The organism is Photorhabdus laumondii subsp. laumondii, assembly GCF_003343245.1.
Classification (GTDB): Bacteria; Pseudomonadota; Gammaproteobacteria; order Enterobacterales; family Enterobacteriaceae; genus Photorhabdus; species Photorhabdus laumondii.
The window spans coordinates 4537332-4563747 of record NZ_CP024901.1 but is presented as its reverse complement, the minus strand read 5'-3'; the positions used below and the strand labels follow the sequence as shown (position 1 = coordinate 4563747).

The following is a 26416-nucleotide window of genomic DNA, read 5'->3' as shown; positions in this document are numbered from 1 at the left end:
AATATTTCCTAACGTAGGCGTCAGAGTAGGGGGTGTAGACTGCTGGCGATTTTAACTCAAATCATTATACGTGATTAATCTGTAAATCCACACATTGAGGATAATAGGATAAATATCCTATTATCCCTATACACTCAGGAAAATAGCCTTTTATTGATACTATTTTGAATACCGGCGGCATCAAGCCCTAAATCCGCTTTGATTTCTTCCTGACTACCTTGTGGCACAAATTGATCAGGCAAGCCAATATTCAGAATTTGTACCAGGCGGCCTTTCTGCATTAGTAATTCATTAACGCCACTTCCGGCACCGCCCATAATGGCATTTTCTTCCAGTGTGACCAATAAATCATGGTTATCGGCCATGTCTAATATTAATTCTTTATCCAGTGGTTTGACAAAACGCATATCAACAACAGTTGCATCCAGTGACTCTGCTGCTGTTATTGCATCGGGTAACAGAGTACCAAAGTTTAGGATCGCTACCTTATTACCCTGACGGCGAATAACACCTTTACCAATTGGCAATTGTTCAAATGGTTGGGGTTCTGCTCCCGTTCCGGTTCCTCGTGGATAACGTACGGCTACTGGACCTTGCTGATAATGATAGCCGGTATGTAGCATTTGGCGGCATTCGTTCTCATCGCTTGGTGCCATAATGACCATGTTGGGGATGCAACGAAGGAATGAAAGATCAAAGGCACCTTGATGTGTCTGACCATCAGCACCTACGATACCGCCGCGATCTATTGCAAATAAAACAGGTAGATTCTGAATGGCGATATCATGGATAACCTGGTCATAAGCACGTTGGAGAAATGTTGAATAGATAGCAACAATCGGCCTGTAACCACCAATTGCCAAACCAGCGGCGAAAGTCACGGCATGTTGTTCTGCAATGGCGACATCAAAGTATTGATCAGGATATTCTCGGGAGAAACGCACCATACCAGAGCCTTCACGCATGGCGGGTGTAATTGCCATCAATTTTTTATCGTTAGCGGCCTCTTCACATAACCAATCTCCAAAGATTTTGGAGAAAGTAGGGCGGTTGTCTGAACTTTTAGGTAATGCGCCAGTGGTCGGATCAAATTTAGGTACCGCATGCCAGCTGATGGGATCTTTTTCGGCAGGTGCATAGCCACGACCCTTTTTGGTCATGATGTGCAGTAGCTGTGGCCCTTTCAACTCACGCATATTTTTCAGTGTTTGAGTCAATGTCAGTACATCATGTCCGTCGATGGGACCAATGTAATTAAAACCTAATTCTTCAAACAGAGTGCCAGGAACAACCATGCCTTTGATATGTTCTTCAGTTTTTTTCAGTAGTTCTTTAATCGGTGGTAGATTGGAAAAGACTTTTTTCCCGCCTTCTCGCAATGTGGTGTAGAGTTTTCCGGAAAGAAGTTGGGCTAGATGGTTATTTAATGCACCAACGTTCTCCGAGATAGACATTTCGTTGTCATTAAGAATGACTAATATATCCGGGTCGATATCCCCGGCGTGGTTCATCGCTTCGAAAGCCATCCCCGCTGTTATCGCACCATCACCGATAACACAAACTGTACGGCGGCCTTTGCCTTCGCGTTGAGCAGCAATTGCCATACCTAATCCAGCGCTGATAGAGGTCGATGAGTGCCCAACACATAAGGTGTCATATTCACTTTCATCTCGCCACGGGAAAGGATGAAGACCATTTTTTTGACGAATCGTATCAATGCGATCTCGACGTCCTGTCAGGATTTTGTGAGGATAAGCCTGATGGCCAACATCCCATACCAATTTATCGAAAGGCGTTTTATAGACGTAATGTAATGCTACAGTCAGCTCAACAGTACCAAGACCGGAGGCAAAATGACCACTGGAGCGACTGACACTGTTTAGCAGGAATTGCCGAAGTTCATCGCATAACTTCGGCAGGCTCTCTTTTGGCAACATACGAAGTTCTTCAGGATTTTCCGCTAATGCCAATGTGGGGTATTTGGCTATATCAATGCTCATTTGATGCTCGTTAAGAAGTGTTTATTAATAGCGCTGCCAGCAGGTAGATTTACCGGCAGACCTTAGTTATTACGTTCAATAATAAAGCTGGCAAGTGCGCGCAGCATTGTTGTGTTATAGGATTTATCTTCCAGTTTATTCAAAGCTTTTAAGGCTTCTTGATACAGTTCGTATGCTTTTTTCTGTGCTTGTTCTAACCCTAGTAATGCGGGGTAAGTGCTTTTTCCTAGCTGTTGGTCACTGCCTTGACGTTTTCCTATCATTTCGGTATCGCCAATGACATCAAGAATATCGTCCTGAACTTGGAATGCGAGACCAATCGCTTGGGCATATTGATCCAATTCAGGCAGGGCGTCATGCCCACTTTGGCCTGCACCATATGCGCCCATTCTGACGGCGCAACGAATAAGCGCACCTGTTTTATGGCGATGAATTTGTTCCAGCATATGGAGATCAATGTGTCTGCCTTCAGCGGCCAAGTCTAGGGCTTGGCCACCACACATACCGGCTATACCACTGGCGGTTGCCAATTCAGCAACCATTTCAAGGCGATCTGCTGTTGTAACATCCGGCATTTCTCTTTTAGATAGGATTTCAAACGCCAGAGCCTGTAATGCATCTCCCGCTAGAATCGCGTGAGCTTCACCAAATTTTATGTGGCAGGTTGGTTGTCCACGGCGTAAATCATCGTTATCCATCGCCGGTAAATCGTCATGAATTAATGAAAAGGCGTGGATACATTCAACGGCTGCTGCTGGAGCATCCAGATTATTTGCGGATAATCCAAACATTTCACCAACGGCATAAACTAAAAATGGGCGCAGGCGTTTACCACCGAGTAAAGTACCATGTTGCATTGCATGAACTAGTGGGTTGTTTGCAAATGCCACTGAAGATAGTGTGCTTATCAGAACGTTATTGACTCGTTGTTGACAGATTTTAAGCTGTTCTTTAAATTGGGTTGAATTTTGTTCAGACATAGGCTTATTCAGTATCCGGGGAGAAATGACTCAGTGGCGATTGGGTGTCGTCGTTAAGCAGAATTTGTACTCGTTGTTCTGCTTGTTGCAAAGTTTGTTGCCCTTGGCGGGCTAATTGGATACCACGCTCAAACTTGCTTAGGGCTTCTTCCAGTGCCAGTTCACCTGATTCCAACCGGGCGACAATCTGTTCCAGCTCTTTTAATGAGCTTTCAAATGTCATTGCTGGTGCAGTTTCTGGCGTACTGTTTGTACTTTCTGATATTGCATTTTTCTTTGGCATAATTTTTTACTATTTATACAGAGTTCGCCTGAGAGTTGCAGACTATCCTATTACGCTGGTGCAAACAAATCCTTAACTGGTTTTGTGTTTTTTACGCGCTATACCACGAGATAGTGTTATACTTCGCGGCTTGATTTGACAACCAAAACATACCATCAGTTTTATTTATCAAAATGCCTAACTACTACTATAACTCACTATGAAGTTTATTATTAAATTATTCCCTGAAATCACGATCAAGAGCCAAACTGTTCGTTTGCGCTTTATTAAAATTCTCGCGAGTAATATTCGCAATGTGCTGAAAACGTTAGGAGATAATATTGCCGTGGTTCGCCATTGGGATAATATCGAAGTTCGCACTAAAGATGAAAACCTTGGCGTTCAAATTTGTGATGCGCTGACACGTATTCCCGGGATCCACCATATTCTGCAAGTAGAAGAGCGTGAATTTCGTGATATGCATCATATCTTTGAACAAGCTTATGAGGCTTATGGAGAATTGCTCCACAATAAGACATTTTGCGTGCGGGTAAAGCGCCGAGGTAAACATCAATTTACTTCTAATGAAGTAGAACGCTATGTTGGTGGTGGTTTAAACCAGCATATTGAATCTGCAAAAGTAAAACTCAATCATCCTGATGTGACTGTTAATCTGGAAATTGATCAAGATGTGTTGATTCTGGTAAAAGCCCGCTATGAGGGGATTGGTGGTTTTCCTATCGGAACGCAGGAAGATGTATTGTCTCTAATTTCGGGAGGTTTTGATTCCGGTGTTTCCAGCTATATGCTAATGCGCCGTGGCTGTCGTGTTCACTATTGTTTCTTCAATCTTGGCGGTTCTGCTCATGAAATTGGTGTGAAACAGGTTGCTCATTATCTTTGGAATCGTTTTGGCAGTTCCCATAAAGTTCGTTTCGTTGCTGTGGATTTTGAACCTGTTGTCGCTGAAATTTTGGAAAAAGTTGATGATGGTCAAATGGGGGTGGTGCTTAAACGGATGATGGTAAGAGCGGCATCTAAAGTTGCAGAGCGTTATGGCGTGCAGGCGATTGTTACCGGTGAGGCTTTGGGACAGGTTTCCAGCCAGACACTCACTAATTTGCGCTTGATTGATAATGCATCGGATACGTTGATTCTGCGGCCACTGATTTCTCATGATAAAGAACACATTATCAGGTTGGCACGTGAAATAGGCACTGAGGATTTTGCTCGTACAATGCCTGAATTCTGTGGTGTTATTTCAAAAAGCCCGACAGTAAAAGCCGTTAAAGCTAAAATTGAAGCAGAAGAAGCGAATTTCGATTTTAATATTTTGGAAAAAGTTGTCAGTGAAGCTCAGAATGTTGATATTCGTCAGATCGCAGAACAAAGCAGTGAGCAAGTGGTTGAAATTGAAACAGTGACAGCGTTCGCTCCAACGGATGTGTTATTGGATATTCGTTCACCTGATGAGCAAGATGATCGGCCATTACAGTTGAATGGTGTGGAAATCAAATCATTGCCATTCTATAAGTTGAGCAGCCAGTTTGGTGATTTGCCAAAGGAGAAGACTTATCTGCTCTATTGTGAACGTGGAGTAATGAGCCGTTTGCAGGCACTTTATTTATCTGAACAGGGTTTTGATAACGTGAAAGTTTATCGGCCTTAATTGTTTCAATTCTATGTTTCGGGGTTCCTATTACGTGAACCCCGAATCGTATAACCAGTTTCACACCTCTGGAGCAAGTTAAAACCAATTCTCCATCACTGGCGGTGCTGGCAATCGTAACACTGATGCCAGCGCGTACCAGTAAATCAATAGTTGTAACGGCTTCTGTTTCTTCACTACCGTGAGTCAGGCAGATGAGTGCTGAAGGGTTCATAATCATCTTTCCTTATGTTTTACTAGGTTATAGATACGGGTATTTTCAGGGGCTGCCAGACCATGTGCCCGGGCTTGGCGTAATAAATAACCGGTGATATAGTCAATTTCAGTGCGACGCTTTGCGCGGACATCTTGCAACATGGATGAGTAGTTTTTTGCTGTAAGTTTAATCACATCGTAGACATAGGAAATCAGGTTGTCGATAGTGGTATGGATGTTTTCTCGTTGCATAACCTGAATAATTTCTTCGCACAAAATATTCACTTGTTCTGGGTAGCGAAGCAGATCTCCATTTTGGCATTCATAAAGCGCAGTCAGCGGGTTTACGACACAGTTAGCGGCAAGTTTCAGCCAACTAATAGAGAGAATTTCATTATGCCATGCAACATCTGGCAAAGATTGGTGTAATACATTAGCCAGAGAGCTAAGCCCAGTTGCATTTGATGTTGCTGAACCAATATAGGTTAGCCCGGAAGCGGTATGATAAACCTGTTGGTCATCCTGATATGCGCCATGCGTTGTGACGCCAAGCAGTATTGGATTAGGCGCTGATAATAGTTCTTCTTGGGTGCCCATGCCATTGTGTAGTAATAAGATTGGACAATTAGGTGAAAGTTTGGGGAGTAAATTATTCACTGCATCAGCAACTTGCCATGCTTTCAGACAGACAATCAGTAATTCGCTGTTGGTAAGATGGTCGCTGTTATTAGTTGGGATTGGTTGGTTGAATATTTCCCCATTCATTTCGTCAATATGAACAGATAAATAAGATCGGGAACTTTTTAGCCAACCTTGTACTTGATGTTTTTGTTGTGATAATGCTGCTAGCCACAGTTTTCCTATAGCGCCACAGCCAAGAACGGTTATCTTCATATAATCCTCCGGGAGAGACGCTATTATGGTAATGGATAGAAATGATAAGATCCCGCGAATCTGAGTATAGAGCTTTTGCTGACAATGGAAAGCGGTTATCATGCCAACTTATTGATTATCAGGAGGTCATGGATAATGCCATCTTTCGATATTGTTTCAGAAATTGATATGCATGAAGTTCGCAATGCGGTAGAAAATGCGCAGCGCGAGCTTACTAGCCGTTGGGATTTCCGTAATGTCAACGCCAGTTTCGAATTAAATGAAAAAAGTGAATCTATCAAGATTGCCAGTGAGTCAGATTTTCAGGTAAATCAGTTGGTTGATATCATGCGTGAAAAGTTGGCTAAACGTGGTATCGATGGTGCTGCATTGAATATCCCTGATGATATGTTGCACAGTGGTAAGACTTACAGCGTTGACGCGACTTTGAAGCAGGGGATTGATACCCCTACGGCGAAAAAGATCGTGAAGCTGATTAAGGATAGTAAGCTGAAAGTACAGGCACAGATTCAGGGTGAGCAAGTGCGAGTGACAGGTAAAGCTCGTGATGATTTGCAAAGTGTTATGGCATTAGTTCGTGGCGCAGAGCTGGGACAGCCATTCCAGTTTACTAATTTCCGGGATTGATTTTCCGCCTAATGGATTGATATATCTAGCCTAATGTGGAGTGGGATATTCCTGACCAGGAGTCCCACTCCCAATTTACCTTAATGTCGAATCGGAGCGAGTAGGGGTTATCTGGTTTGATACTTAATCTATCGTGTCATTATTATTAGCTATCAATTGTTCAAGTTGTGCTCTGCTTATCAGCTTAGTATCTACTTTTATGTAGGCACTATGCTCCTCCGGAACAATAACGACGTCGCAAACGCCGGGCTGAACAAGAATTTTTTGTTCCAGCAATGCCTTATTGACGATATTTTCTGGTAGAGAAATTCTGATACTGCTGACATAAGGAGGTTGTTTCATTGTTGTGCTGATAATGAACCAAATGATTGTCAGAACGATACCTGCTGCAAATACCAGCGGTGCTCCTTTTAATTCATATAACCAACCACCGAGGCCACCCCCTAAAGCGACACCTAAAAATTGGCTGGTGGAATAGATACCCATTGCTGTACCTTTATAACCCGCTGGTGCTTCTTTACTGATGAGTGATGGCAAGATAGCTTCCATTACATTGAAAGCAATAAAGAAAATTTGTATGCCGATAAAAATCATCCATAAGTGATGTCCCGCCGCCCACAATACAATTTCAGCAATCAGCAGCATCGTGATACACAGTGAAAACACTTGTTTCATGCGGCGTTTTTTTTCTGCGTAAATAATGAAAGGTAAAACAGATAAGAATGAAACTAGCATAGTGATCAGGTAAACCTTCCAATGTTGCTGGGTAGGGAGCCCTGCTTGTTGCATCACCAGAGGAAGGGCGACAAAACTTGCCATTAGCAAAGTGTGCAAACTGAGAATGCCAAAGTTAAGTTTCAGCAACTGGCTATCAGCCAGAACCTTACTGAAACTGTGACGAACAATGCCTGATTCACGGTTAAGCATGTGTTTATCTGTGGAAGGAACAGCCAATAGTGTTATCAGAATGGCACTACCGGCCAGAATGGTAATTCCCCAAAATAGGCCATTTAATCCAATAGCATTCGTAAGGATTGGGCCAAGTACAATGGCTATGGCGAAAGTTATTCCGAAGCTAATGCCAATAAAAGCCATCGCTTTAGTTCGATTTTGTTCACGGGTTAAATCAGAAAGTAGCGCCATAATTGCAGCAGATATCGCTCCAGCGCCTTGTAACGCTCGCCCAATGATTATGCCCCAGATGGAATCACTGAGAGCAGCAATAATACTGCCAAGGACGAATAGCAATAATCCGCCAATAATTAAGGGCTTACGGCCAATTTTGTCGGAAAGCAGGCCAACTGGAATTTGGAAAATGGCTTGGGTTAAACCATAAATGCCAATAGCGATGCCAATAAGTGTTTCGGTGGCATCTTTTAGATGAAGGCCGTAGGTTGTTAATACAGGAAGAACCATGAACATACCTAGCATTCGCAGAGAAAAAACTGAACCTAGGCCCCATGTCGCCCGAAGCTCAAGTGGCGTCATTTTATTATCGTTCATGATTACCTCGAAATATTTTGATGCGTCATTGTAGATAGGTTTTCAATAAGGGGTAAATAGTTAATTGAATTAATAATATTGAAGTATTAAGGAGAGGGAAATTAGGATGAGAGAACTGATGGCAGAGGAGTATTGCCACTGCCATCAGGAAAAATTACCGGACGTAAGTTAGGAAGGCTTCTGAGGGCACATGCGGGTCAATAGACATCATGACACTCAGGGAAGTGATTGCCACAATGGAAAATATAAATAATTTACGAGCCCAAATGCGGTCATTATCAGTTTTGTAACCGGATAATGCCATTCCTAGCCACCAGACGCTCACTGCTGCTGCAACAACCAAATATTTGTAACCGGCGTAACCGCTGATGGCTAACATAAGGGTTGCAATCATAAATGCCAGGATATAAAGGATAATGTGGTTCTTCGCCACAGATATGCCTTTAATGACGGGCAGTACAGGAATATTGGCTGCCTGGTAATCTTTGAAACGAAAAATAGCAATGGCATAGGAGTGCGGCATTTGCCACAGGCTGAAAATCAGTAACAGGATCAACGCGCCCGTATCAAACTGACCAGTTACTGCACAATAACCGATAACCGGAGGTGCAGCACCGGACAAACTGCCGATCAACGTGCCATAAACAGATTTCCTTTTCATATAGAGGCTGTAAACCCCTACATAGACGACAAAACCGATAATCGCTAATTGCATTGCTAAAGCATTGGCTGCTGCATAGAGCAGCACTATGCCAGCAATACCCAGTATTGATGCGTAAATCAGGCTGATTTTCGGATCAATAAGTCCTTTTACAAGGACACGGTTTTTTGTTCTTTCCATGATCCGATCGATGTCACGGTCAATGTAGTTGTTAAATACACAACCAGAAGCCACGACTAATGAAACGCCGAGCAGAGTCGAGATGAACAAAGGGTAATCAATCACCCCTTTCGAGGCGAGTAGAAAACCACCGATCACAGAAATTAAATTGCCGAAAATAATTCCTGGTTTAGTTACTTGCAGGTATTGCTTAATCATATATGCAGCTCTTTAATCAACCATCATATTAATGTTGAGGTTGTACATAATCCATAGTGAGCCAACAACAACAATACCGATAATTAAAATGGTGAACAGCAATGCTACTAAGTTCCAGCGCTCTTCTGACGAAGTGTTCATGTGCAGGAAGTAGATAAAATGAACAATAATCTGCACCACAGCCAGAGCAACTACTGTTGTCAGGATAGTCGTATGGGAGGCAGAACCATCCATTACCATCCAGAACGGAATCACTGTCAGTATCACCGAAAGAACGAAGCCTATCAGATAAGACTTCAGGCTACCGTGGCTAGCTCCAGTATGAGCGGTATCAGAATGACTCATTACATAGCTCCTAACAGATAAACAACGGTAAATACACAGATCCATACCACATCCAAGAAGTGCCAGAACAAGCTCAGGCAGTTCAGACGGGTTTTATTGACATCAGTTAAACCGCGGCGGGTTACTTGGATTATCATGATAATAATCCAGACCAGACCACAGGTAACGTGGATACCGTGAGTAGCAACCAATGCGAAGAATCCGGACAAGAACGCACTGCGGTCAGGGCCGTGGCCGTCAACAATCAGGTGATGGAATTCGTACAATTCCATCGCTACGAAGCCAAGGCCGAACAGGAAAGTCATACCGAGCCAGGCGTTAACCTGGCCGATTTTTCCTTTGTTCATTCCTAACATGGCAAAGCCATAAGTGATACTACTGAATAACAGTAGGAAAGTTTCAACCAATACAAAAGAGAGGCCGAAAATCTCTTTGCCAGATGGACCGCCCGCGGTTCCGTTAACGAGTACTGCATAAGTCGCAAACAGACATGCGAACAAAATACAGTCACTCATCAAGTAGATCCAGAAACCGAATACTTTAGTGGCTCCCGCATCGTGGTGCCCGTGATGCTCGTGGGCATGATTGTGGTTAGTCATAGTTTCAGTTGACATGGTTCAGACCTGCCTTGCTAATTTGTTCATGGTGCTGATTCTCAATTTGCTCAACTTCAGCAACGGGTACGTAGTAATCAACATCTTCATCAAAGCTTTTTGCAATCCAAGTGATAATCATGCCTGCGAAGCTTGCGATAGCCAGCCACCAGATATGCCAAATCATGGCGAAACCAAACAGCAAGGTAAAGCCAGCAATAATTACACCCGCACCGGCATTTTTAGGCATATGAATTTCTTCATACTTAGCAGGACGTTTATAAGCAGTGCCTTTTTCTTTCATATCCCACCATGCATCACGGGTTTGAACATGTGGAACGTCAGCAAAGTTATAAAACGGTGGTGGAGAAGATGTTGCCCACTCCAGAGTACGTCCGCCCCACGGGTCACCGGTCAGGTCACGGTTTTGGTCACGGTCACGGATACTAACGTAGAATTGGATGACCTGACACAGGATACCAACGGCAATCAGTGCAACACCAATCGCGGAGACGACCAGCAGATTATGGAATTCAGGGTTGATATCTTGGCTAATACGACGGGTCATCCCCATAAATCCGAGCGCGTAAACTGGCATAAAGGCGATAAAGAAGCCGGTGATCCAGAACCAGAATGCGCGGATACCCCATTTTTCATTCAGTGTGAAACCAAAAGCTTTCGGGAACCAGTAAGCAGTACCAGCGAAACAACCGAAGACAACACCACCGATGATCACGTTATGGAAGTGTGCGATCAGGAATAAGCTGTTATGCAGAACGAAGTTTGCACCTGGAACTGCCAGCAGAACGCCAGTCATACCACCGATAGAGAAGGTGACGATGAAGCCAACGGTCCACAACATCGGTGTTTTATACTCAATACGGCCTCGATACATCGTGAACAGCCAGTTGAAGATCTTAACGCCTGTCGGAATTGAGATAATCATGGTGGCTATGCCGAAGAAGGCGTTAACGTTCGCCCCGGAGCCCATCGTAAAGAAGTGATGCAGCCATACGATAAACGATAGTACGGTGATGGCAATGGTTGCCCATACCAGAGATGTATAGCCAAACAGCCGTTTTTTCGAGAACGTTGCAGTCACTTCAGAGAAAACACCAAAGACTGGCAACACCAGAATATAAACTTCAGGGTGACCCCAAGCCCATATCAGGTTGATATACATCATCATGTTACCGCCCATATCATTGGTGAAGAAATGGGTACCCATGTAACGGTCAAAAGTTAGCAGGGCAATGGTAACTGTCAGAATCGGGAATGCGGCGATGATTAGTACGTTAGTACAGAGCGCTGCCCAAGAGAATACAGGCATTTTCATCATGGACATGCCAGGAGCACGCATACGCAGGATCGTCGCAAAGAAGTTAACGCCAGTCAGCAAGGTACCGATACCGGATATCTGAAGACTCCATATCCAATAATCGACCCCAACGCTTGGGCTATATTCTATACCTGAGAGTGGAGGATAAGCTAACCAGCCAGTTTGAGCGAATTCACCTATACCCAGAGAGATGTTAATCAGTGCAACGCCAACGACGAAAAACCAGAAGCTCAGTGAGTTCAGGAATGGGAATGCCACGTCACGAGCGCCGATCTGTAGTGGAACCACGATGTTCATCAGGCCGACAACAAAAGGTGTCGCCATGAAGAAAATCATGATGACGCCGTGGGCGGTAAAGATCTGGTCATAGTGATGCGGTGGCAGGAAACCTGCTTCACCCGCAGAGGCGACAGCCTGCTGACCACGCATCATGATGGCATCGGCAAAACCACGGAGCATCATGACCAGCGCCACGATAATGTACATAATACCGATTTTCTTGTGGTCAACGCTGGTTAACCACTCGCTCCACAGCCATTTCCATTTACGGAAATAGGTCAGGGCTCCGACAATCGCGAGCCCTGCGAAGAGAATCCCAGCAAGAGTGACCATGACAATGGGCTCATGCAATGGGATTGCATCAAGTGTTAATTTTCCCAACATTACTTTATTCCTCAACTCCGGCATGAGCAGTTTCGCTCATATTCATGTTATGACCTGTCGTTGTACCGTGGCCGCCATGCATATTCATGTTGCCCATAAATTTGGCAATAATGTCTTGATACAGGTTAGGCTTAACGCTTGAGAAGTATTCAACCGGATGGTTCTGGCTTTGTTTAGCTAACTCGTTAAATGCCTGCATGGTATCCAAGGTCTTGGGAGAGGCTTTCACTTTTTGAACCCATTGTTCAAAACCTTCACGATCTGCGGTAGCGGTAGCAGTAAATTTCATGCCGGAGAAGCCGTGGCCACTATAGCTGCTGGACAAACCTTTATAAGTGCCAGGTTCATCGGCAATTAAGTGAAGTTTAGTCTGCATACCAGCCATTGCATAGATTTGACCACCTAACTGTGGGATGAAGAATGAGTTCATCACAGAATCAGAGGTGATTTTGAAGTTAATAGGAACCCCGGAAGGGAAAGCAATTTCGTTAACTGTAGCGATACCTTGCTCCGGGTAAACGAATAGCCATTTCCAATCAAGAGAGATAACTTCAATAGTCACTGGTTTTTCATCACTGACCAGTGGCTTATATGGGTCAAGCTCGTGGGTTGTTTTCCAAGTAATGGTTGCTAAAATAATAATGATAATGATAGGAACGGTCCATACTACCAGCTCAATTTTATTTGAGTGTGCCCAGTTAGGGCGATAGGTAGCACTTCTGTTGGCTTCGCGGTAACGCAGGGCAAAGGTGAATGCCATGATGATTACCGGAATAACGATGATCAGCATCAGGCCGATAGCCGTGAGTATCAGCGTTTTTTGTTCAGCGCCGATGGCGCCTTTAGGATTCATCAATACCATATCGCAGCCACTCAGCACAAGAGTAGCTGCGAGTATTGATAATATCCCAATACCTTTATTGTATTTCATAAGTCTCATCTAACGACTCCAAATAACAAAAGCTCTATTGTCGTTTCATCAGTGCGGGCATTCTACGGTAAGGCTACTGGAGTGTAAACATTTGTAATAGTTAGTTGAGGGGTTGTTACCCTTTATGTCGATGGGATCACATGCAAGTGGAGGATTAATCAGAAGTTAGCTTGAAAAGGTTATTTAATTGTAACGAAATAGGGCGGAAATACGAATTTATACTAAAGTTATTTTATATTTTTTAGCGAAGAGGAAAAAAATATAAAAATTTGCTTTAAAAATTTCCACTGCGGCCATTTTATTTAAGAATTAAATTAATTGTGAGCCACTTTTGATAGCTCACAATTAAAATCAATAATTAGAAATTATATTTGATAGTGTAAACAATCCCATCCTGCCAGAAGTCTTCACCCAATTTATGATCGGCATATCGATATTGAATGCCAGTTGTGAAGGATTGGTGAGGTGTCCACCATAACGCTATTGCACCATTGGTACCATTCCGTCCACCGTTGCCGTAGCGTTCATTTCGATTAAGTTCTATTTCATTCCAGTTAGTTATGCTGAATTTTTCTTCCCAGAGTTGAAAGTCGTAACCCGCAACCCAACCAACGACATAGCCGTTATTACCGGAGTAGAAAGTTTGGTCAACATAGTGCAGCGCCACAAACGGTTTGAACCAGACACCAGCGAAATCAGTGTTGTAGCCAATACCATAGAGGGTATTTACCTCATGGAAGTTCCCGCCATGTGCTGTACCTGGGAGCGAATAAGTACCATAAACATGACCATAGAGATTGAAACCTGTATCAGCCAGATAAAAGCGACCGGTTGTTTTAAAAGTGTATCTTTGGTTATCCCCTGGTTCAGCATGCTGATTGTTGAAAGCATTTTCCAGATCAAAGAACCCGTATAGTTCACCCCAGTTAAATCCGGCTCCGCCTTCCAGTTCTAAGTAGGCAAAGTCGTCTTTATGAGAGGTTTGCCCTGACTTGTGTGTGGTATGGCTAGTCCAGTCGAGGTAGTTCATGCTGATATTAGCAAAGCCCCCTTGATATTCAGCATAAGCTGGAACTGAGACGGTGGTGAATAAAGCAGTAGCCAGAATGGTTGTTCTCATAAATTTCTCTAACGCATCCATGAAAAGAGGTTTTGGGTTTCAAAGCTATATTAAATAACCCTTAAAATGGTAGTCTGATTCTACGCGGATATGAATATTGAACAATCAAATAATTACTCGAAAATAGCACTTTTGGGCAAATGACTATTTGAAGTGTGATCGCTATCACTTAAATATTTAAAAAGAGGGCAGAGATATCAAAGGCTGACCGTCGTCAACCTTTAATAAATTAACTTAATGTTTTCGCCTTTTAAGCCAATTTGTTCCTTCTTAATGCGAGATAATCTAGAAAGCTACCGAGAATGATGCCTGTGATACCAATTTGTGCTGCCCATAATAGCAATGTTTCGGCCAGATAAGGTGCATGAGTCCAGTTAAGAGCATTGGTGGTGATGGTAAATAACCAGAATGTGAGCAAGATGCTTGCTAATGATAGTAAGCCAAGCGCTAGACGATAGGAATTTTTGAATTCAGTACGTGGCATAAAATCGTTAGTTCGCTGGGTATAAACCAGAGTCTGGCGGCAGATAAATAACAGTAATAAGCCTGGAACAGAAGCCGCTATAGAGAATAGATAGAAGTTTGGCCAGCCATGTAATTCAACGAACCAACCCGCAATTGGGCCGACATAGACTCGTCCAACAGCAGATAAAGCAGATAATAAAGCAAATTGTGTTGCAGAGAACGATTTATGACATAACGCCATAATTAGGGCAACAAATGCAGCGGTTCCCATTCCGCCACAGATATTTTCCAGAAAAACGGCGCTGCCCATAGTGTAGATATTTTTGTCAGTAATGGATAACAGCCAGTATCCAATATTGGAAATCGCTTGCAGGATGCCAAAGATCATGAGTGAGCGGAATAAACTCCATCGTTGCATTAAATAACCACCATATAATGCACCAACGATAGTTGCTGCTAATCCCAGCGTTTTGTTGATCATTCCAACTTCACCAGCATCAAAGCCAATACCTCGGATAAGAAATGGGGTACTTAGGCTGGCAGCAAAGGCATCTCCCATTTTATACATGACAATTAACAGTAGTATCAGCCATGCATTATTGCGATTAAAAAAATCGACTAATGGCTCTATTGCGGCTTGCTGGAGTGTTTTTGGTGACGGAGCGTCAATTTCAGGCTCTCTAGCTTTTAACGTTGCGTAGACGCCAATCAGCATCAGTCCAGCCATCAACCAGTAGGTGTGTTGCCAGCCAATATAGCGGTCTGCGATCCATAATGCTAACCCGCCTGAAACTAACATGGCTAATCGATAACCAAATACCGAAACGGCAGCACCTACACCCCGCTCTTCGCTACTCAATAAATCGGTTTTATAAGCATCAAAGACGATATCCTGTGATGCAGAACAGAAAGCGACGGTTACTGCCAGTGTGGCTAGCCACCATAAATGTTGAGATGGCTGGAGAAAGCCCATTGCCGCGATACTGGCTATAAGTAATAACTGTGTAACAAGTAGCCAACCACGGCGACGTCCAAGAAAAGGGGGGATAAAGCGGTCCATAAAAGGGGACCAAAGAAATTTGAAAACATACGCTTGGCCGACAAGAGAAAAAAAGCCAATTGTTTTCAGATCAACGTCTTCAACGGTCATCCATGCTTGCAGGGTGCTGGCGGTCAATGCGAGCGGTAAACCAGAAACAAAGCCGAGTAAAAGCAGAATTCGTGAATTATGTTGGGTAAAAACGGTGAGATAACGATAAGACATGTGCCTCCCAAAACCCTGCCCTTTGCGGGCAGAGTAAATAATTAATCCTTTAATTAGCGAGCATTTTGTTTGATGAAATTACTGACGGAAGGATCTTGAGCCATATCTGCTATGACTTCTGATAATACAGTATTGACTGCATCAGCAATTTTCTCATTAGTTGCGCCTAAAGGACCTTGTACATTGTAACTAGTGCGGTAATTCTTAACTTGTTTACTGCCATTTTGCGCTGTACTAATGATGGAAATATCGGCTTTTGTTGAAATATTATGGCGCAGGCTACCTTCTTTAACGTCTGCATATAGATTGTTCACAATAATTTGCAGATTGGCATTGGCTGGAGAGCCAATCATATAACCACGGGCGGCCATCTGTTTTTCCAGGATTTCTTGGAGTAGAAAACGCAGATCACGGGAGGGTTTCAGTATTTCCAGCTTTGCATTGCGGTTAACTTGAGCAAGTGTCTGAGACTGACGATTGTCGGCACCGCTGATACTGATGGTAATCGCGCCCATTGTTGGATCTGCTGTTGGCAATGTAATTTTAGGTTCGATAGTCAGGATATTGCTGGGAGCGGCACAACCAGCAAGAAGAAAAAGCGTAATGAATGGGAATAAGATTCTTTTCAACATGTTAATTTTCTCATCAGTGATAAGGATATCCAGTAATACTTATCAATAGCATAAATTACGTCAATAATAGCACTGCCTTTTGATCATGGCATATCTCTGATGGGGTAAACGCATATAAAAACCTTATGATGTGGGATTCGATTGAAAGATATTTTAATGCGTTGATGCTATAACTCATGGAGAATAGACTAAAATTATTAGTATGGTTGGCAGTATGACTACTGTGCGGTTAAGGGGAATGATATGGTGTATCAGGATATAGAAGAGAAATTACAGGTTGCATTTAATCCCTCATATCTTGAGGTCATTGATGAAAGTTATCGTCACAATGTACCCATAGGTTCTGAAAGCCATTTTAAAGTCGTCATCATCAGTAATAAATTTGCTGGTGAACGTATGCTGAACCGCCATCGTTCCGTTTACAGCGTATTATCGGCAGAGTTGGCCGCAGGTGTTCATGCTTTGGCGTTGCATACCTACACAGAAAAAGAGTGGAATGAATTACAGGATACTGTTTTAGCGTCACCGGCATGTCGTGGGGGTAATATTGTTGTCTGAAATCCGCTGATTGATACTTAATTTGGGGCGTTTTCTTACACAATAGAATAAATTCAGTGAACGGTCTTCGGGCCGTTTTTACGTTTTATATATGATACATTTTGGATGCAAATTTAGCCGCTGAATAATCGTTATCCTGTGAAGTTGATGAATAGTTCGGGCTTTTTTCAGCAATTCTCGACTCACACCGTCTGCATCGCTATAATGTCGCGTCTAATTTTTAGAATGGTTTCGGGACGCTTCTGACATCAGGGATTCTCGGTTTTTAAATGCGACCGCCCCGGTTCTTAGAGAGTGTTGCGATTGGTGCATAAAATATGTGCTGGTTGTATGGTCTCTGGAGTTGACCGAGCACTATGATTTTTTTGAGGTAAAAAGATGCAAGTTTCTGTTGAAACCACTCAAGGCCTTGGGCGTCGTGTGACAATCACCGTTCCTGCTGCCGATGTTGAGAAAGCAGTTAGTAGTGAGTTGGTCAATGTAGCAAAAAAAGTTCGTATCGATGGTTTCCGTAAAGGCAAAGTGCCTATGAACGTTGTTAAACAACGTTACGGTGCTTCTGTCATTCAGGACGTTCTGAGTGATCTGATGCAACGTAACTTTATTAATGCAATCATCGAACAAAAAATTAATCCAGCAGGTGCGCCAAGTTATGCACCAGAACAATTCAAAAATGGTGAAGATTTCACTTACTCTGTAGAGTTTGAAGTTTATCCAGAAATTGAATTGAAAGATCTGGAATCTATTGAAGTTGAAAAGCCCGTTGTTGAAGTAAAAGACGAAGATGTTGATGCAATGCTGGAAACATTGCGTAAGCAGCAGGCTAATTGGAAAGAAACCGAAGAAGCTGTTGGTGCAGAAGATCGTGTGACTGTTGACTTCAATGGTTCTGTTGATGGTGAAGAGTTCGAAGGTGGTAAGGCTTCCGATTTTGTGCTGGCTATGGGCCAGGGCCGTATGATCCCAGGTTTTGAAGAGGGCATTGTTGGTCATAAAGCAGGGGAAGAATTTACCATTGATGTCAATTTCCCAGAAGATTATCACGCTGAAAATCTGAAAGGTAAAGCGGCTAAGTTTGCAATCACGTTGAAAAAAGTGGAACAGCGTGAGCTGCCAGAGTTTAATGAAGAATTCATCAAACGTTTCGGTATTGCTGATGGCACTGTTGATGGCCTGCGTGCAGAAGTACGTAAAAATATGGAGCGTGAACTGAAAAATGCAGTTCGTAACCGTATTAAGTCTCAGGTTATCGATGGATTAGTTAAGGTTAACGAAATCGACGTTCCTGCTGCTATTGTTGATAGCGAAATTGATGTTCTGCGCCGTCAATCTGCTCAGCGTTTCGGTGGCAATGAAAAACAAGCTTTGGAACTGCCTCGTGAACTGTTTGAAGAACAAGCTAAGCGTCGCGTTGTTGTTGGTTTGTTATTAGGCGAAGTTATCAGTAGTAATGAGCTGAAAGCTGATGAAGAACGTGTTAAAGCATTAATTGAGGAAATGGCTTCTGCCTATGAAGCTCCTCAAGAAGTGATCGAATTCTATGGTAAAAACCAAGAATTGATGAATAATGTTCGTAATGTTGCTTTAGAAGAACAAGCTGTTGAAGTTCTTTTGGGTAAAGCAAAAGTTTCTGAAAAAGAAACAACTTTCAATGAGTTAATGAATCAGAATCAAATGGCATAAGTTTTAGTTTTGTCATGAGATAATGAATTTATCATCTCAGTGAAATGAACCCGCAGATTAACCTGCGGGTTTTTTTATAAATTAAGAGGCAAGATTTTTCTTGAAAAAAGTGGGTTTACCCTCAGATCCTTTTTAATATTATGTATATGATTGCCAAATTTTTCAGGGGGAATTCCCCCTTGACTGGCTAACTTTGAATCATGGTCATCATCGCTTATCTCAAGTAGAATTGGTTATGAATGGCACCAACATGAATTCTATTAGGAGACGAAAATGTCATATAGCGACAAGCGGGATCAATATGCGCCTCACATGGCTTTGGTGCCGATGGTAGTTGAACAGACTACTCGTGGAGAACGTTCATACGATATCTATTCTCGCTTATTAAAAGAGCGTATTATTTTCCTGACCGGTCAGGTTGAAGATCACATGGCAAATCTGGTTGCAGCTCAGATGTTGTTTCTTGAAGCAGAGAATCCGGAAAAAGATATTTTCTTATATATCAATTCACCAGGTGGTGTGATTACTGCGGGAATGTCCATCTATGATACGATGCAGTTTATTAAACCGGATGTCAGTACTATTTGTATGGGGCAGGCATGTTCAATGGGAGCATTCTTGTTGACTGCTGGGGCAAAGGGAAAACGTATCTGCTTGCCAAATTCCCGGGTTATGATTCATCAGCCATTAGGCGGTTTCCAGGGGCAAGCTACAGATATTGAAATTCACGCTCAGGAAATACTGAAAGTAAAATCGCGTATGAATGAGTTGATGGCAAAACATACGGGAAGACCGATTGAAGAGATCGCGAAAGATACAGAACGTGATCGTTTCTTGTCAGCAGACGAAGCCGTAGAGTATGGATTGGTTGATAAGATTTTCACCCATCGCGATTAATTTATTATTCCCGGAAGCTATAATATAAACATTCGGCTTACCACTTGGTAAAGCTATGACGTTCGGGGTAATAGCAGAAGTTTCCTGCTTTGCCAGACGAATCTGGGTGAGCAGTTGATAAAGTGAGGTTGTACTGATGACAGATAAGCGCAAAGACGGTTCAGGAAAGCTGCTGTATTGCTCTTTCTGCGGGAAAAGCCAACATGAAGTGCGAAAATTGATTGCTGGCCCGTCAGTGTATATCTGCGATGAATGTGTGGATTTATGTAACGACATCATTCGCGAAGAAATTAAAGAGCTTGTACCACATCGTGAGCGTAATGCATTACCAACGCCTCATGAAATTCGTCAGCATTTGGATGATTATGTGATCGGCCAGGAAACGGCGAAAAAAGTGTTGGCGGTTGCTGTTTATAACCATTACAAGCGGTTACGTAATGGCGATACCAGTAACGGTGTTGAATTAGGTAAAAGTAATATCCTGCTGATTGGGCCGACAGGGAGTGGTAAAACACTATTGGCTGAAACATTGGCCCGTTATCTTGATGTTCCTTTTACTATGGCAGATGCGACTACGCTGACTGAAGCGGGATATGTGGGAGAAGACGTAGAAAACATTATTCAGAAATTACTGCAAAAATGTGACTACGATGTGCAAAAAGCTCAGCGCGGTATTGTTTACATTGATGAAATTGACAAGATTTCACGTAAATCTGATAACCCGTCAATTACTCGGGATGTTTCAGGTGAGGGTGTACAGCAAGCGCTGCTGAAACTGATTGAAGGTACAATTGCTGCGGTTCCTCCTCAGGGGGGGCGTAAACATCCACAACAGGAGTTTTTACAGGTAGATACCTCTAAGATCCTGTTTATTTGTGGTGGTGCGTTTGCAGGTTTGGATAAAGTGATTGGTCAGCGTCTAAATACCAGTACAGGTATTGGATTTAGTGCGAAAGTCAAAGGTGAGTCAGAAAAAGCGACTGAAGGCGAATTGCTTGCACAGGCTGAGCCAGAAGATCTCATCAAATTTGGTCTTATCCCTGAATTTATTGGGCGGTTACCTGTTGTTGCCACGCTCAGTGAATTGAGTGAGGAAGCGTTGATCCAGATTTTGAAAGAGCCTAAAAATGCGTTGACTAAGCAGTATCAAGCACTGTTTAACCTTGAAGGTGTTGATCTGGAATTCAGAAGTGAAGCCCTGACGGCTATTGCTAAGAAAGCAATGGTTCGTAAGACAGGTGCCCGCGGCCTGCGTTCTATCGTTGAAGGCGCATTGCTGGACACTATGTATGATCTGCCATCAATGGAAAACGTTGGGAAAGTTGTTGTAGATGAATCGGTTGTCAATGGTCAATCTGCGCCTTTACTAATTTACAGCAAACCGGATGCCCAAGTTTCTGGTGAATAATTGAGTCTAGGATAGGGAATTCGCTAAACGAGATATTATTAAATAAAATGAGGGGACTACCCTCATTTTATTTTTATTAAAGTATCATACTATTGAATGTCAAATTCCTGTCCCCATATATTTTATATTCTATGGAGTGAAACTCGTGAGAACCGCGTTTCACGAGATTCCCTAAAAACTGGCGAAAGCTAAACGAAGAGAGAGCTCTATGAATCTTGAGCGTTCCGAACGCATAGAAATCCCTGTATTGCCTCTGCGCGATGTGGTGGTTTACCCGCATATGGTGATCCCATTGTTTGTAGGGCGTGAGAAGTCTATTCACTGCCTAGAAGCAGCAATGGATCATGACAAACAGATCATGTTGGTTGCGCAAAAAGAAGCTTCAACTGATGAGCCAGGGGTTAATGACCTTTTCTCCGTTGGTACAGTAGCTTCTATTTTACAGATGTTAAAATTGCCTGACGGCACCGTAAAAGTGCTTGTCGAAGGGTTGAAACGTGCCCGCATTACAACTCTGACTGACAATGGCGAACATTTTTCTGCTCATGCTGAGTATCTTGACTCACCGATCGTTGATGAACGTGAGCAGGAAGTGATGATCAGGACAGCTATTAATCAGTTTGAAGGCTACATTAAGCTAAATAAAAAAATCCCGCCAGAGGTTTTGACTTCGCTACACAGTGTTGAAGATGCAGCTAAATTAGCTGATACAATTGCTGCGCATATGCCATTGAAACTCAGTGATAAACAGACTGTTTTGGAAATGTCTGATGTCGTTGAGCGTCTTGAATATCTGATGGCAATGATGGAATCAGAAATTGATTTGTTACAGGTAGAAAAGCGCATCCGTAACCGCGTGAAAAAACAAATGGAAAAAAGTCAGCGCGAGTACTACCTGAATGAGCAGATGAAAGCAATTCAAAAAGAACTGGGTGAAATGGATGATGCGCCTGATGAGTATGAAACTCTGAAGCGCAAAATTGAAGCGGCAAAAATGCCCAAAGAAGCTCGTGAAAAAGCCGAAGCTGAATTGCAAAAACTGAAAATGATGTCTCCTATGTCGGCGGAAGCGACAGTTGTCCGTAGCTATATCGATTGGATGGTGCAGGTTCCGTGGGTTGCTCGCAGTAAAGTTAAAAAAGATTTGGTTAAAGCTCAGGAAACTCTGGATACCGACCATTATGGTTTAGAGCGTGTGAAAGAGCGTATCCTTGAGTATCTAGCGGTACAAAGCCGAATTAGCAAAATTAAAGGACCGATTTTATGTCTGGTTGGTCCTCCTGGGGTGGGTAAAACCTCTTTAGGTCAGTCTATTGCACGAGCGACCGGGCGGAAATATGTGCGTATGGCATTGGGTGGGGTCCGTGATGAAGCGGAAATTCGTGGTCATCGCCGTACTTATATTGGCTCTATGCCGGGCAAATTGATTCAAAAAATGTCCAAGGTTGGAGTGAAAAATCCCCTATTCCTACTGGACGAGATTGATAAGATGTCGTCCGATATGCGTGGTGATCCAGCTTCTGCCTTATTGGAAGTTTTGGACCCAGAACAGAACGTGGCATTTAACGACCATTATCTGGAGGTCGATTATGATCTGTCAGATGTCATGTTTGTTGCAACATCCAACTCTATGAAGATTCCGGCACCATTGTTGGATCGCATGGAGATTATTCGTCTTTCCGGTTATACCGAAGATGAAAAGTTAAATATTGCCAAGCGTCATTTGCTGCCTAAGCAGATTGAACGTAATGCTCTGAAAAAAAATGAATTAACTGTTGATGACAGTGCTATTATTGGCATTATCCGTTACTACACTCGTGAAGCCGGAGTGCGTAGTTTAGAGCGAGAAATTTCTAAGCTGTGCCGTAAGACGGTGAAGACATTGTTAATGGATAAAAATTTAAAACATATTGAAATCAATTCAGATAACTTGAAAGATTATCTGGGTGTTCAACGTGTGGATTATGGTCGTGCAGATACAGAAAACCGTATTGGTCAGGTCACAGGGCTTGCATGGACTGAGGTTGGTGGTGATTTACTGACCATTGAAACCGCGTGTGTTCCGGGGAAAGGTAAACTAACCTATACCGGCTCACTCGGTGAGGTTATGCAGGAATCCATTCAGGCAGCATTAACAGTTGTTCGTGCTCGTGCTGATAAGTTGGGTATCAACTCTGATTTCTATGAGAAACGGGATATTCATGTCCACGTTCCGGAAGGTGCGACGCCAAAAGATGGCCCAAGTGCGGGTATCGCCATGTGTACAGCATTGGTCTCCTGCCTGACCGGTAATCCAGTTCGGGCGGATGTTGCTATGACGGGCGAAATCACGTTGCGTGGTTTAGTTCTGCCAATCGGTGGCTTGAAAGAGAAACTATTAGCTGCCCATCGAGGTGGAATTAAAACAGTCTTAATTCCGGAAGAGAATAAACGTGATCTGGAAGAAATTCCCCAGAACATTGTTGCAGATCTACAGATCCATCCAGTTAAACGTATTGAAGATGTTTTGGCTATTACATTGCAGGACCCTGTGTTTGGCGCAGAATTAGTGTCAGTCAAATAGTACAAAAATAGTGAATTTTTTCAATAAGTATGAATGAAATATAGGCTGGTAAGTGAATTCAGGCTTACCAGCCTTTTTATATTATTAACTTGGATAAACTGCTTAATAAATATTTTGTTGTCTTATGATTTCTTGCCAATATCGGAAAGGATTGATATAACGGCACTGCTATCGGGTTATCCGTTGGGATTCTGATGCGGTAGTAAAAACTATATGGGGATGATAAGAGTGAATAAATCACAACTGATCGACAAAATTGCTGCTGACTCTAATATTTCTAAAGCAGCTGCGGGGCGTGTAGTAGATGCATTCATTTCTTCTGTAACGGGTGCATTGAAGGATGGTGATGATGTTGCTCTGGTGGGATTCGGTACTTTTGCTGTTCGTGAACGTTCTGCACGTACAGGCCGTAACCCTCAAACAGGAAAAGAGCTCAAAATTGCTGCGGCTAAAGTACCTGCTTTCCGTCCAGGTAAAGGTTTGAAAGACGCTGTTAATGGGTGACACGAACTAAATATTGTTTGTCAATCCTTGTTATACCCTATGGATTTCAAGATGCATCGCGACGGCAAGGGAGTGAATCCCCGGGAGCATAGATAACGATGTGACCGAGAGCAGCCAACAAAGAAGCAACTTGAAAGATAACGGGTATATATTGGTAAACATAGACTGACGAGACAGATTTGGTAAGTTAAAATAGAAGCGCATCAATTGATTGGTGCGCTTTTTTTCTCTTAGCGCTTGAATTAGCGTAATATGGCGTTTTCAATTTCACCAAAGCGGAGTTTTGCCTCTTTATGATGGACAACCTACGCACGGCGGCAAACAGTCCTGTGCTTAAAATCGTGCTGGCTCTCATTATCCTGTCTTTTGTTTTGACGGGGGTTGGGGGCTACCTGACAAGTGGAGCTGGTAGTTATGCTGCCGAAGTGAATGGCCAGGCTATCAGTCGTGCTCAATTGGAGCAGGCGTTTCAGCAAGAGAGAAATGCATTGCAAGAGCAATTAGGAGATAAATTCTCGGTGTTAGCAAGTGACGAACAAAGCATGAAGCAGATTCGTAATCAGGCTTTGGATCGTCTAATTAATAATGCATTGATTGATCAATATTCCCGTGAATTGGGTTTATCTGCTAGTGATGAGCAAGTTAAGGATTCTATCCGAAATACTTCTTACTTTCAGACAGACGGTAAATTTGATAACAACAAATATCTGGAGTTGCTCAACCGTTTCAATATGAGTCCGGATATTTTTGCGGAACAAACACGCCAGAATTTAGTTAACCAACAATTAATTATGGCCTTTTCTGGCAGTGAAATAGCATTGCCTGGTGAGGTGAAACTCAATGCTGAATTGCTTCTGCAACAGAGAACTGCTCGTATAGCTACACTGGAGCTGAAGAAAATTCAGGCGCAGCAGGAAGTAACAGATAAAGATTTGCAAGATTACTATAATCTGAATAAGAGCAGCTTTATTGCTTCTGAAGAAGTGAAAATCAGCTATATCAAGATGGATGCTGTAGATGAAATGAATAAAGTTTCAGCTACATCCGCTGATGTTGATGCTTATTATGAGCATAATTTGAAGCGTTATACACAACCAGAGCAGAAAAAATACAGTCTGATTCAGCTTGCAACTGAATCTGAAGCCAGAACCGTGTTTGATGAGTTAAATAAGGGTGCTGATTTTGGTAAATTAGCGACTAAAAAATCTACGGATAAGTTTTCAGCGAAAAATCATGGTGAGATCGGCTGGATGGAAGAAGATGCTCTTCCTGAAGAATTGAAACAAGCTAATTTGAAAGAAAAAGGCCAAATTTCTTCTGTGATTAAGGTTCCTAATGGCTTCGCTATTTTCCATTTGGATGATGTTAAACCCCAAATAATTAAGCCCTTATCTGAAGTTCGTTCTGAAATTGAGAAAATGGTTAAGCAGGAAAAAGCGGTAGATGCTTTCTATGCTCTGCAACAGAAAGTCAGTGATGCTGCTACCAGCGATAATGAATCTTTAGCTGCGGCTGAGGAAGTTTCAGGTATTAAGGTTGTGACGACTGATTGGTTTGATCGCAATAGTGTGCCAGCAGAGATTAATTTTGGTGCCGTTATTCATGCCATTTTTGAAGGTAATCTTGTTGATGGACAGGGGCCAACAGGAACTAATTCTGATGTTATCTCCGTTGAAGGTGATCGTGCATTTGTTCTGCGTGTAGATAATTATAAGCCAGAAACAGTACAGCCTTTCGAGAAAGTTAAAGATCAGGTTACTGAACTGGTTAAACGCCAGAAAGCTGAAAAACAGCTTCAAGTCGAAAGTGAGAAATTACTGACCGCCTTAAAAGAAGGTAAAGGTGAGCAAGCCTTGAAAGATGCAGGTATTCAATTTGGTGAATCTCAGGTTATTCAGCGTACATCTCAGGATAATGTGTTAGTTGGTGCAGTATTCGCTTTACCACTGCCAAAAGAAGGTAAGGCAGAATATGGTTTGACGAAAAATAGTTTGGATGACGTTGTGTTGATCCAACTGGATAAAGTTACTCCAGGTGTTGTATCCGAAGAACAAATTAAAAGCATGACTGATGGCTATCAGAGTGAAATGGGTAACGCTATGCTGGAGTCTTTACTGATTAGTTTGCGTGAAAAAGCCAAAATTAAGTTAGGGCATACCGAATAAAAATTTGCGGAGAATATCGCAAATATCTTTGTAATTATCTTGTCAACAAAGGCCGCTTTCGCGGCCTTTCGCATATCTGATCTTTGTCCATTGTGCTCAAATTTATCTGTGGCAATC

At 42.7% G+C, this 26416-nt stretch carries 21 protein-coding genes and 2 pseudogenes; 9 read left to right on the top strand and 14 right to left on the bottom strand.

Annotation, left to right across the window (positions count from 1 at the left end; translation table 11 throughout):
* Positions 1-134: 134 nt before the first annotated feature.
* The 3 genes from dxs to xseB form a co-directional block, all read right to left on the bottom strand.
* Positions 135-2000: a 1-deoxy-D-xylulose-5-phosphate synthase gene (gene dxs, locus PluTT01m_RS20000; RefSeq protein WP_011148025.1), complete on the bottom strand. Its 1866-nt coding sequence runs from the start codon at positions 1998-2000 to the stop codon at positions 135-137.
* A 62-nt stretch (positions 2001-2062) separates the two neighbouring features.
* Positions 2063-2980 carry a (2E,6E)-farnesyl diphosphate synthase gene (gene ispA, locus PluTT01m_RS19995; protein WP_011148024.1) on the bottom strand — a complete coding sequence of 306 codons (918 nt, stop codon included), beginning with the start codon at positions 2978-2980 and terminating at the stop codon, positions 2063-2065.
* A gap of 4 nt (positions 2981-2984) precedes the next feature.
* Entirely contained in the window at positions 2985-3263 is a 279-nt protein-coding gene (gene xseB / locus PluTT01m_RS19990) for an exodeoxyribonuclease VII small subunit (RefSeq protein ID WP_011148023.1), read from the bottom strand.
* A 199-nt stretch (positions 3264-3462) separates the two neighbouring features.
* Between xseB and thiI the strand changes: the two genes are divergently transcribed.
* A complete protein-coding gene (thiI, locus tag PluTT01m_RS19985; protein ID WP_011148022.1) occupies positions 3463-4911 on the top strand; it encodes a tRNA uracil 4-sulfurtransferase ThiI in 1449 nt (482 codons plus the stop codon).
* Between the two features lie 52 nt (positions 4912-4963).
* Here the strand turns inward: thiI and PluTT01m_RS19980 are convergent.
* Together PluTT01m_RS19980 and panE are read right to left on the bottom strand one after the other, a co-directional pair.
* A pseudogene (locus tag PluTT01m_RS19980) lies at positions 4964-5125 on the bottom strand (DJ-1/PfpI family protein); the annotation flags it as partial.
* Positions 5088-6000: pseudogene (panE, locus tag PluTT01m_RS19975) on the bottom strand (2-dehydropantoate 2-reductase). The pseudogenes PluTT01m_RS19980 and panE, both read right to left, overlap by 38 nt.
* A 135-nt stretch (positions 6001-6135) precedes the next feature.
* On the opposite strand from panE, the gene PluTT01m_RS19970 reads away from it, so the two are divergent.
* Positions 6136-6627, top strand: a complete 492-nt coding sequence (locus tag PluTT01m_RS19970; RefSeq protein ID WP_011148020.1) for a YajQ family cyclic di-GMP-binding protein — start codon at positions 6136-6138, stop codon at positions 6625-6627.
* A gap of 123 nt (positions 6628-6750) precedes the next feature.
* Here PluTT01m_RS19970 and PluTT01m_RS19965 read toward each other — a convergent pair whose 3' ends face one another.
* The 9 genes from PluTT01m_RS19965 to PluTT01m_RS19925 form a co-directional block, all read right to left on the bottom strand.
* The gene (locus tag PluTT01m_RS19965) at positions 6751-8130 is read right to left on the bottom strand and encodes an MFS transporter (protein WP_011148019.1); all 1380 of its coding nucleotides are present in this window, start codon (positions 8128-8130) and stop codon (positions 6751-6753) included.
* A gap of 154 nt (positions 8131-8284) precedes the next feature.
* Complete coding sequence (gene cyoE, locus PluTT01m_RS19960) at positions 8285-9169, bottom strand: heme o synthase (RefSeq protein WP_011148018.1); 885 nt, start codon at positions 9167-9169, stop codon at positions 8285-8287.
* Between the two features lie 12 nt (positions 9170-9181).
* Positions 9182-9514, bottom strand: a complete 333-nt coding sequence (locus PluTT01m_RS19955; RefSeq protein WP_011148017.1) for a cytochrome o ubiquinol oxidase subunit IV — start codon at positions 9512-9514, stop codon at positions 9182-9184.
* Positions 9514-10128, bottom strand: a complete 615-nt coding sequence (locus PluTT01m_RS19950) for a cytochrome o ubiquinol oxidase subunit III (protein ID WP_011148016.1) — start codon at positions 10126-10128, stop codon at positions 9514-9516. Before PluTT01m_RS19950 ends, PluTT01m_RS19955 begins: the two co-directional genes overlap by 1 nt.
* Positions 10118-12109, bottom strand: a complete 1992-nt coding sequence (gene cyoB, locus PluTT01m_RS19945; protein WP_011148015.1) for a cytochrome o ubiquinol oxidase subunit I — start codon at positions 12107-12109, stop codon at positions 10118-10120. The genes PluTT01m_RS19950 and cyoB overlap by 11 nt, the downstream gene beginning before the upstream one ends.
* A 4-nt stretch (positions 12110-12113) precedes the next feature.
* Positions 12114-13049, bottom strand: coding sequence for a cytochrome o ubiquinol oxidase subunit II (gene cyoA / locus PluTT01m_RS19940; RefSeq protein WP_011148014.1), 936 nt, complete (start codon positions 13047-13049; stop codon positions 12114-12116).
* A 349-nt stretch (positions 13050-13398) separates the two neighbouring features.
* A complete protein-coding gene (locus PluTT01m_RS19935; RefSeq protein ID WP_011148013.1) occupies positions 13399-14160 on the bottom strand; it encodes a nucleoside-specific channel-forming Tsx family protein in 762 nt (253 codons plus the stop codon).
* 250 nt (positions 14161-14410) lie between these two features.
* Positions 14411-15889, bottom strand: coding sequence for a muropeptide MFS transporter AmpG (gene ampG / locus PluTT01m_RS19930; protein WP_011148012.1), 1479 nt, complete (start codon positions 15887-15889; stop codon positions 14411-14413).
* A gap of 53 nt (positions 15890-15942) precedes the next feature.
* Positions 15943-16521, bottom strand: a complete 579-nt coding sequence (locus PluTT01m_RS19925; protein WP_011148011.1) for a lipoprotein — start codon at positions 16519-16521, stop codon at positions 15943-15945.
* Between the two features lie 243 nt (positions 16522-16764).
* Here PluTT01m_RS19925 and bolA point away from each other — a divergent pair, with 243 nt between their 5' ends.
* The 7 genes from bolA (at position 16765) to ppiD (ending at position 26299) form a co-directional block, all read left to right on the top strand.
* Complete coding sequence (gene bolA, locus PluTT01m_RS19920; protein WP_011148010.1) at positions 16765-17079, top strand: transcriptional regulator BolA; 315 nt, start codon at positions 16765-16767, stop codon at positions 17077-17079.
* A gap of 378 nt (positions 17080-17457) precedes the next feature.
* A complete protein-coding gene (gene tig / locus PluTT01m_RS19910; RefSeq protein ID WP_011148009.1) occupies positions 17458-18762 on the top strand; it encodes a trigger factor in 1305 nt (434 codons plus the stop codon).
* Positions 18763-19035: 273 nt separating this feature from the next.
* Entirely contained in the window at positions 19036-19659 is a 624-nt protein-coding gene (clpP, locus tag PluTT01m_RS19905) for an ATP-dependent Clp endopeptidase proteolytic subunit ClpP (protein WP_011148008.1), read from the top strand.
* Between the two features lie 136 nt (positions 19660-19795).
* Positions 19796-21067, top strand: a complete 1272-nt coding sequence (clpX, locus tag PluTT01m_RS19900; protein WP_011148007.1) for an ATP-dependent protease ATP-binding subunit ClpX — start codon at positions 19796-19798, stop codon at positions 21065-21067.
* 208 nt (positions 21068-21275) lie between these two features.
* The gene (gene lon / locus PluTT01m_RS19895) at positions 21276-23630 is read left to right on the top strand and encodes an endopeptidase La (protein ID WP_011148006.1); all 2355 of its coding nucleotides are present in this window, start codon (positions 21276-21278) and stop codon (positions 23628-23630) included.
* A 228-nt stretch (positions 23631-23858) separates the two neighbouring features.
* The gene (gene hupB, locus PluTT01m_RS19890; protein ID WP_011148005.1) at positions 23859-24134 is read left to right on the top strand and encodes a nucleoid-associated protein HU-beta; all 276 of its coding nucleotides are present in this window, start codon (positions 23859-23861) and stop codon (positions 24132-24134) included.
* A gap of 293 nt (positions 24135-24427) precedes the next feature.
* Positions 24428-26299 carry a peptidylprolyl isomerase gene (gene ppiD, locus PluTT01m_RS19885; protein ID WP_011148004.1) on the top strand — a complete coding sequence of 624 codons (1872 nt, stop codon included), beginning with the start codon at positions 24428-24430 and terminating at the stop codon, positions 26297-26299.
* The last annotated feature ends 117 nt before the right edge of the window (positions 26300-26416 follow it).

Bases quoted from the DNA above. Each gene is read 5' to 3' on its own strand.
- bolA (WP_011148010.1), top strand. From the start codon at position 16,765: ATGGTGTATCAGGATATAGAAGAGAAATTACAGGTTGCATTTAATCCC.
- thiI (WP_011148022.1), top strand. From the start codon at position 3,463: ATGAAGTTTATTATTAAATTATTCCCTGAAATCACGATCAAGAGCCAA.
- PluTT01m_RS19970 (WP_011148020.1), top strand. From the start codon at position 6,136: ATGCCATCTTTCGATATTGTTTCAGAAATTGATATGCATGAAGTTCGC.
- cyoE (WP_011148018.1), bottom strand. From the start codon at position 9,169: ATGATTAAGCAATACCTGCAAGTAACTAAACCAGGAATTATTTTCGGC.
- ppiD (WP_011148004.1), top strand. From the start codon at position 24,428: ATGATGGACAACCTACGCACGGCGGCAAACAGTCCTGTGCTTAAAATC.
- PluTT01m_RS19950 (WP_011148016.1), bottom strand. From the start codon at position 10,128: ATGTCAACTGAAACTATGACTAACCACAATCATGCCCACGAGCATCAC.
- PluTT01m_RS19965 (WP_011148019.1), bottom strand. From the start codon at position 8,130: ATGAACGATAATAAAATGACGCCACTTGAGCTTCGGGCGACATGGGGC.
- xseB (WP_011148023.1), bottom strand. From the start codon at position 3,263: ATGCCAAAGAAAAATGCAATATCAGAAAGTACAAACAGTACGCCAGAA.
- ampG (WP_011148012.1), bottom strand. From the start codon at position 15,889: ATGTCTTATCGTTATCTCACCGTTTTTACCCAACATAATTCACGAATT.
- dxs (WP_011148025.1), bottom strand. From the start codon at position 2,000: ATGAGCATTGATATAGCCAAATACCCCACATTGGCATTAGCGGAAAAT.
- ispA (WP_011148024.1), bottom strand. From the start codon at position 2,980: ATGTCTGAACAAAATTCAACCCAATTTAAAGAACAGCTTAAAATCTGT.
- clpX (WP_011148007.1), top strand. From the start codon at position 19,796: ATGACAGATAAGCGCAAAGACGGTTCAGGAAAGCTGCTGTATTGCTCT.
- PluTT01m_RS19935 (WP_011148013.1), bottom strand. From the start codon at position 14,160: ATGAGAACAACCATTCTGGCTACTGCTTTATTCACCACCGTCTCAGTT.
- PluTT01m_RS19955 (WP_011148017.1), bottom strand. From the start codon at position 9,514: ATGAGTCATTCTGATACCGCTCATACTGGAGCTAGCCACGGTAGCCTG.
- clpP (WP_011148008.1), top strand. From the start codon at position 19,036: ATGTCATATAGCGACAAGCGGGATCAATATGCGCCTCACATGGCTTTG.
- lon (WP_011148006.1), top strand. From the start codon at position 21,276: ATGAATCTTGAGCGTTCCGAACGCATAGAAATCCCTGTATTGCCTCTG.
- cyoB (WP_011148015.1), bottom strand. From the start codon at position 12,109: ATGTTGGGAAAATTAACACTTGATGCAATCCCATTGCATGAGCCCATT.
- tig (WP_011148009.1), top strand. From the start codon at position 17,458: ATGCAAGTTTCTGTTGAAACCACTCAAGGCCTTGGGCGTCGTGTGACA.
- cyoA (WP_011148014.1), bottom strand. From the start codon at position 13,049: ATGAGACTTATGAAATACAATAAAGGTATTGGGATATTATCAATACTC.
- PluTT01m_RS19925 (WP_011148011.1), bottom strand. From the start codon at position 16,521: ATGTTGAAAAGAATCTTATTCCCATTCATTACGCTTTTTCTTCTTGCT.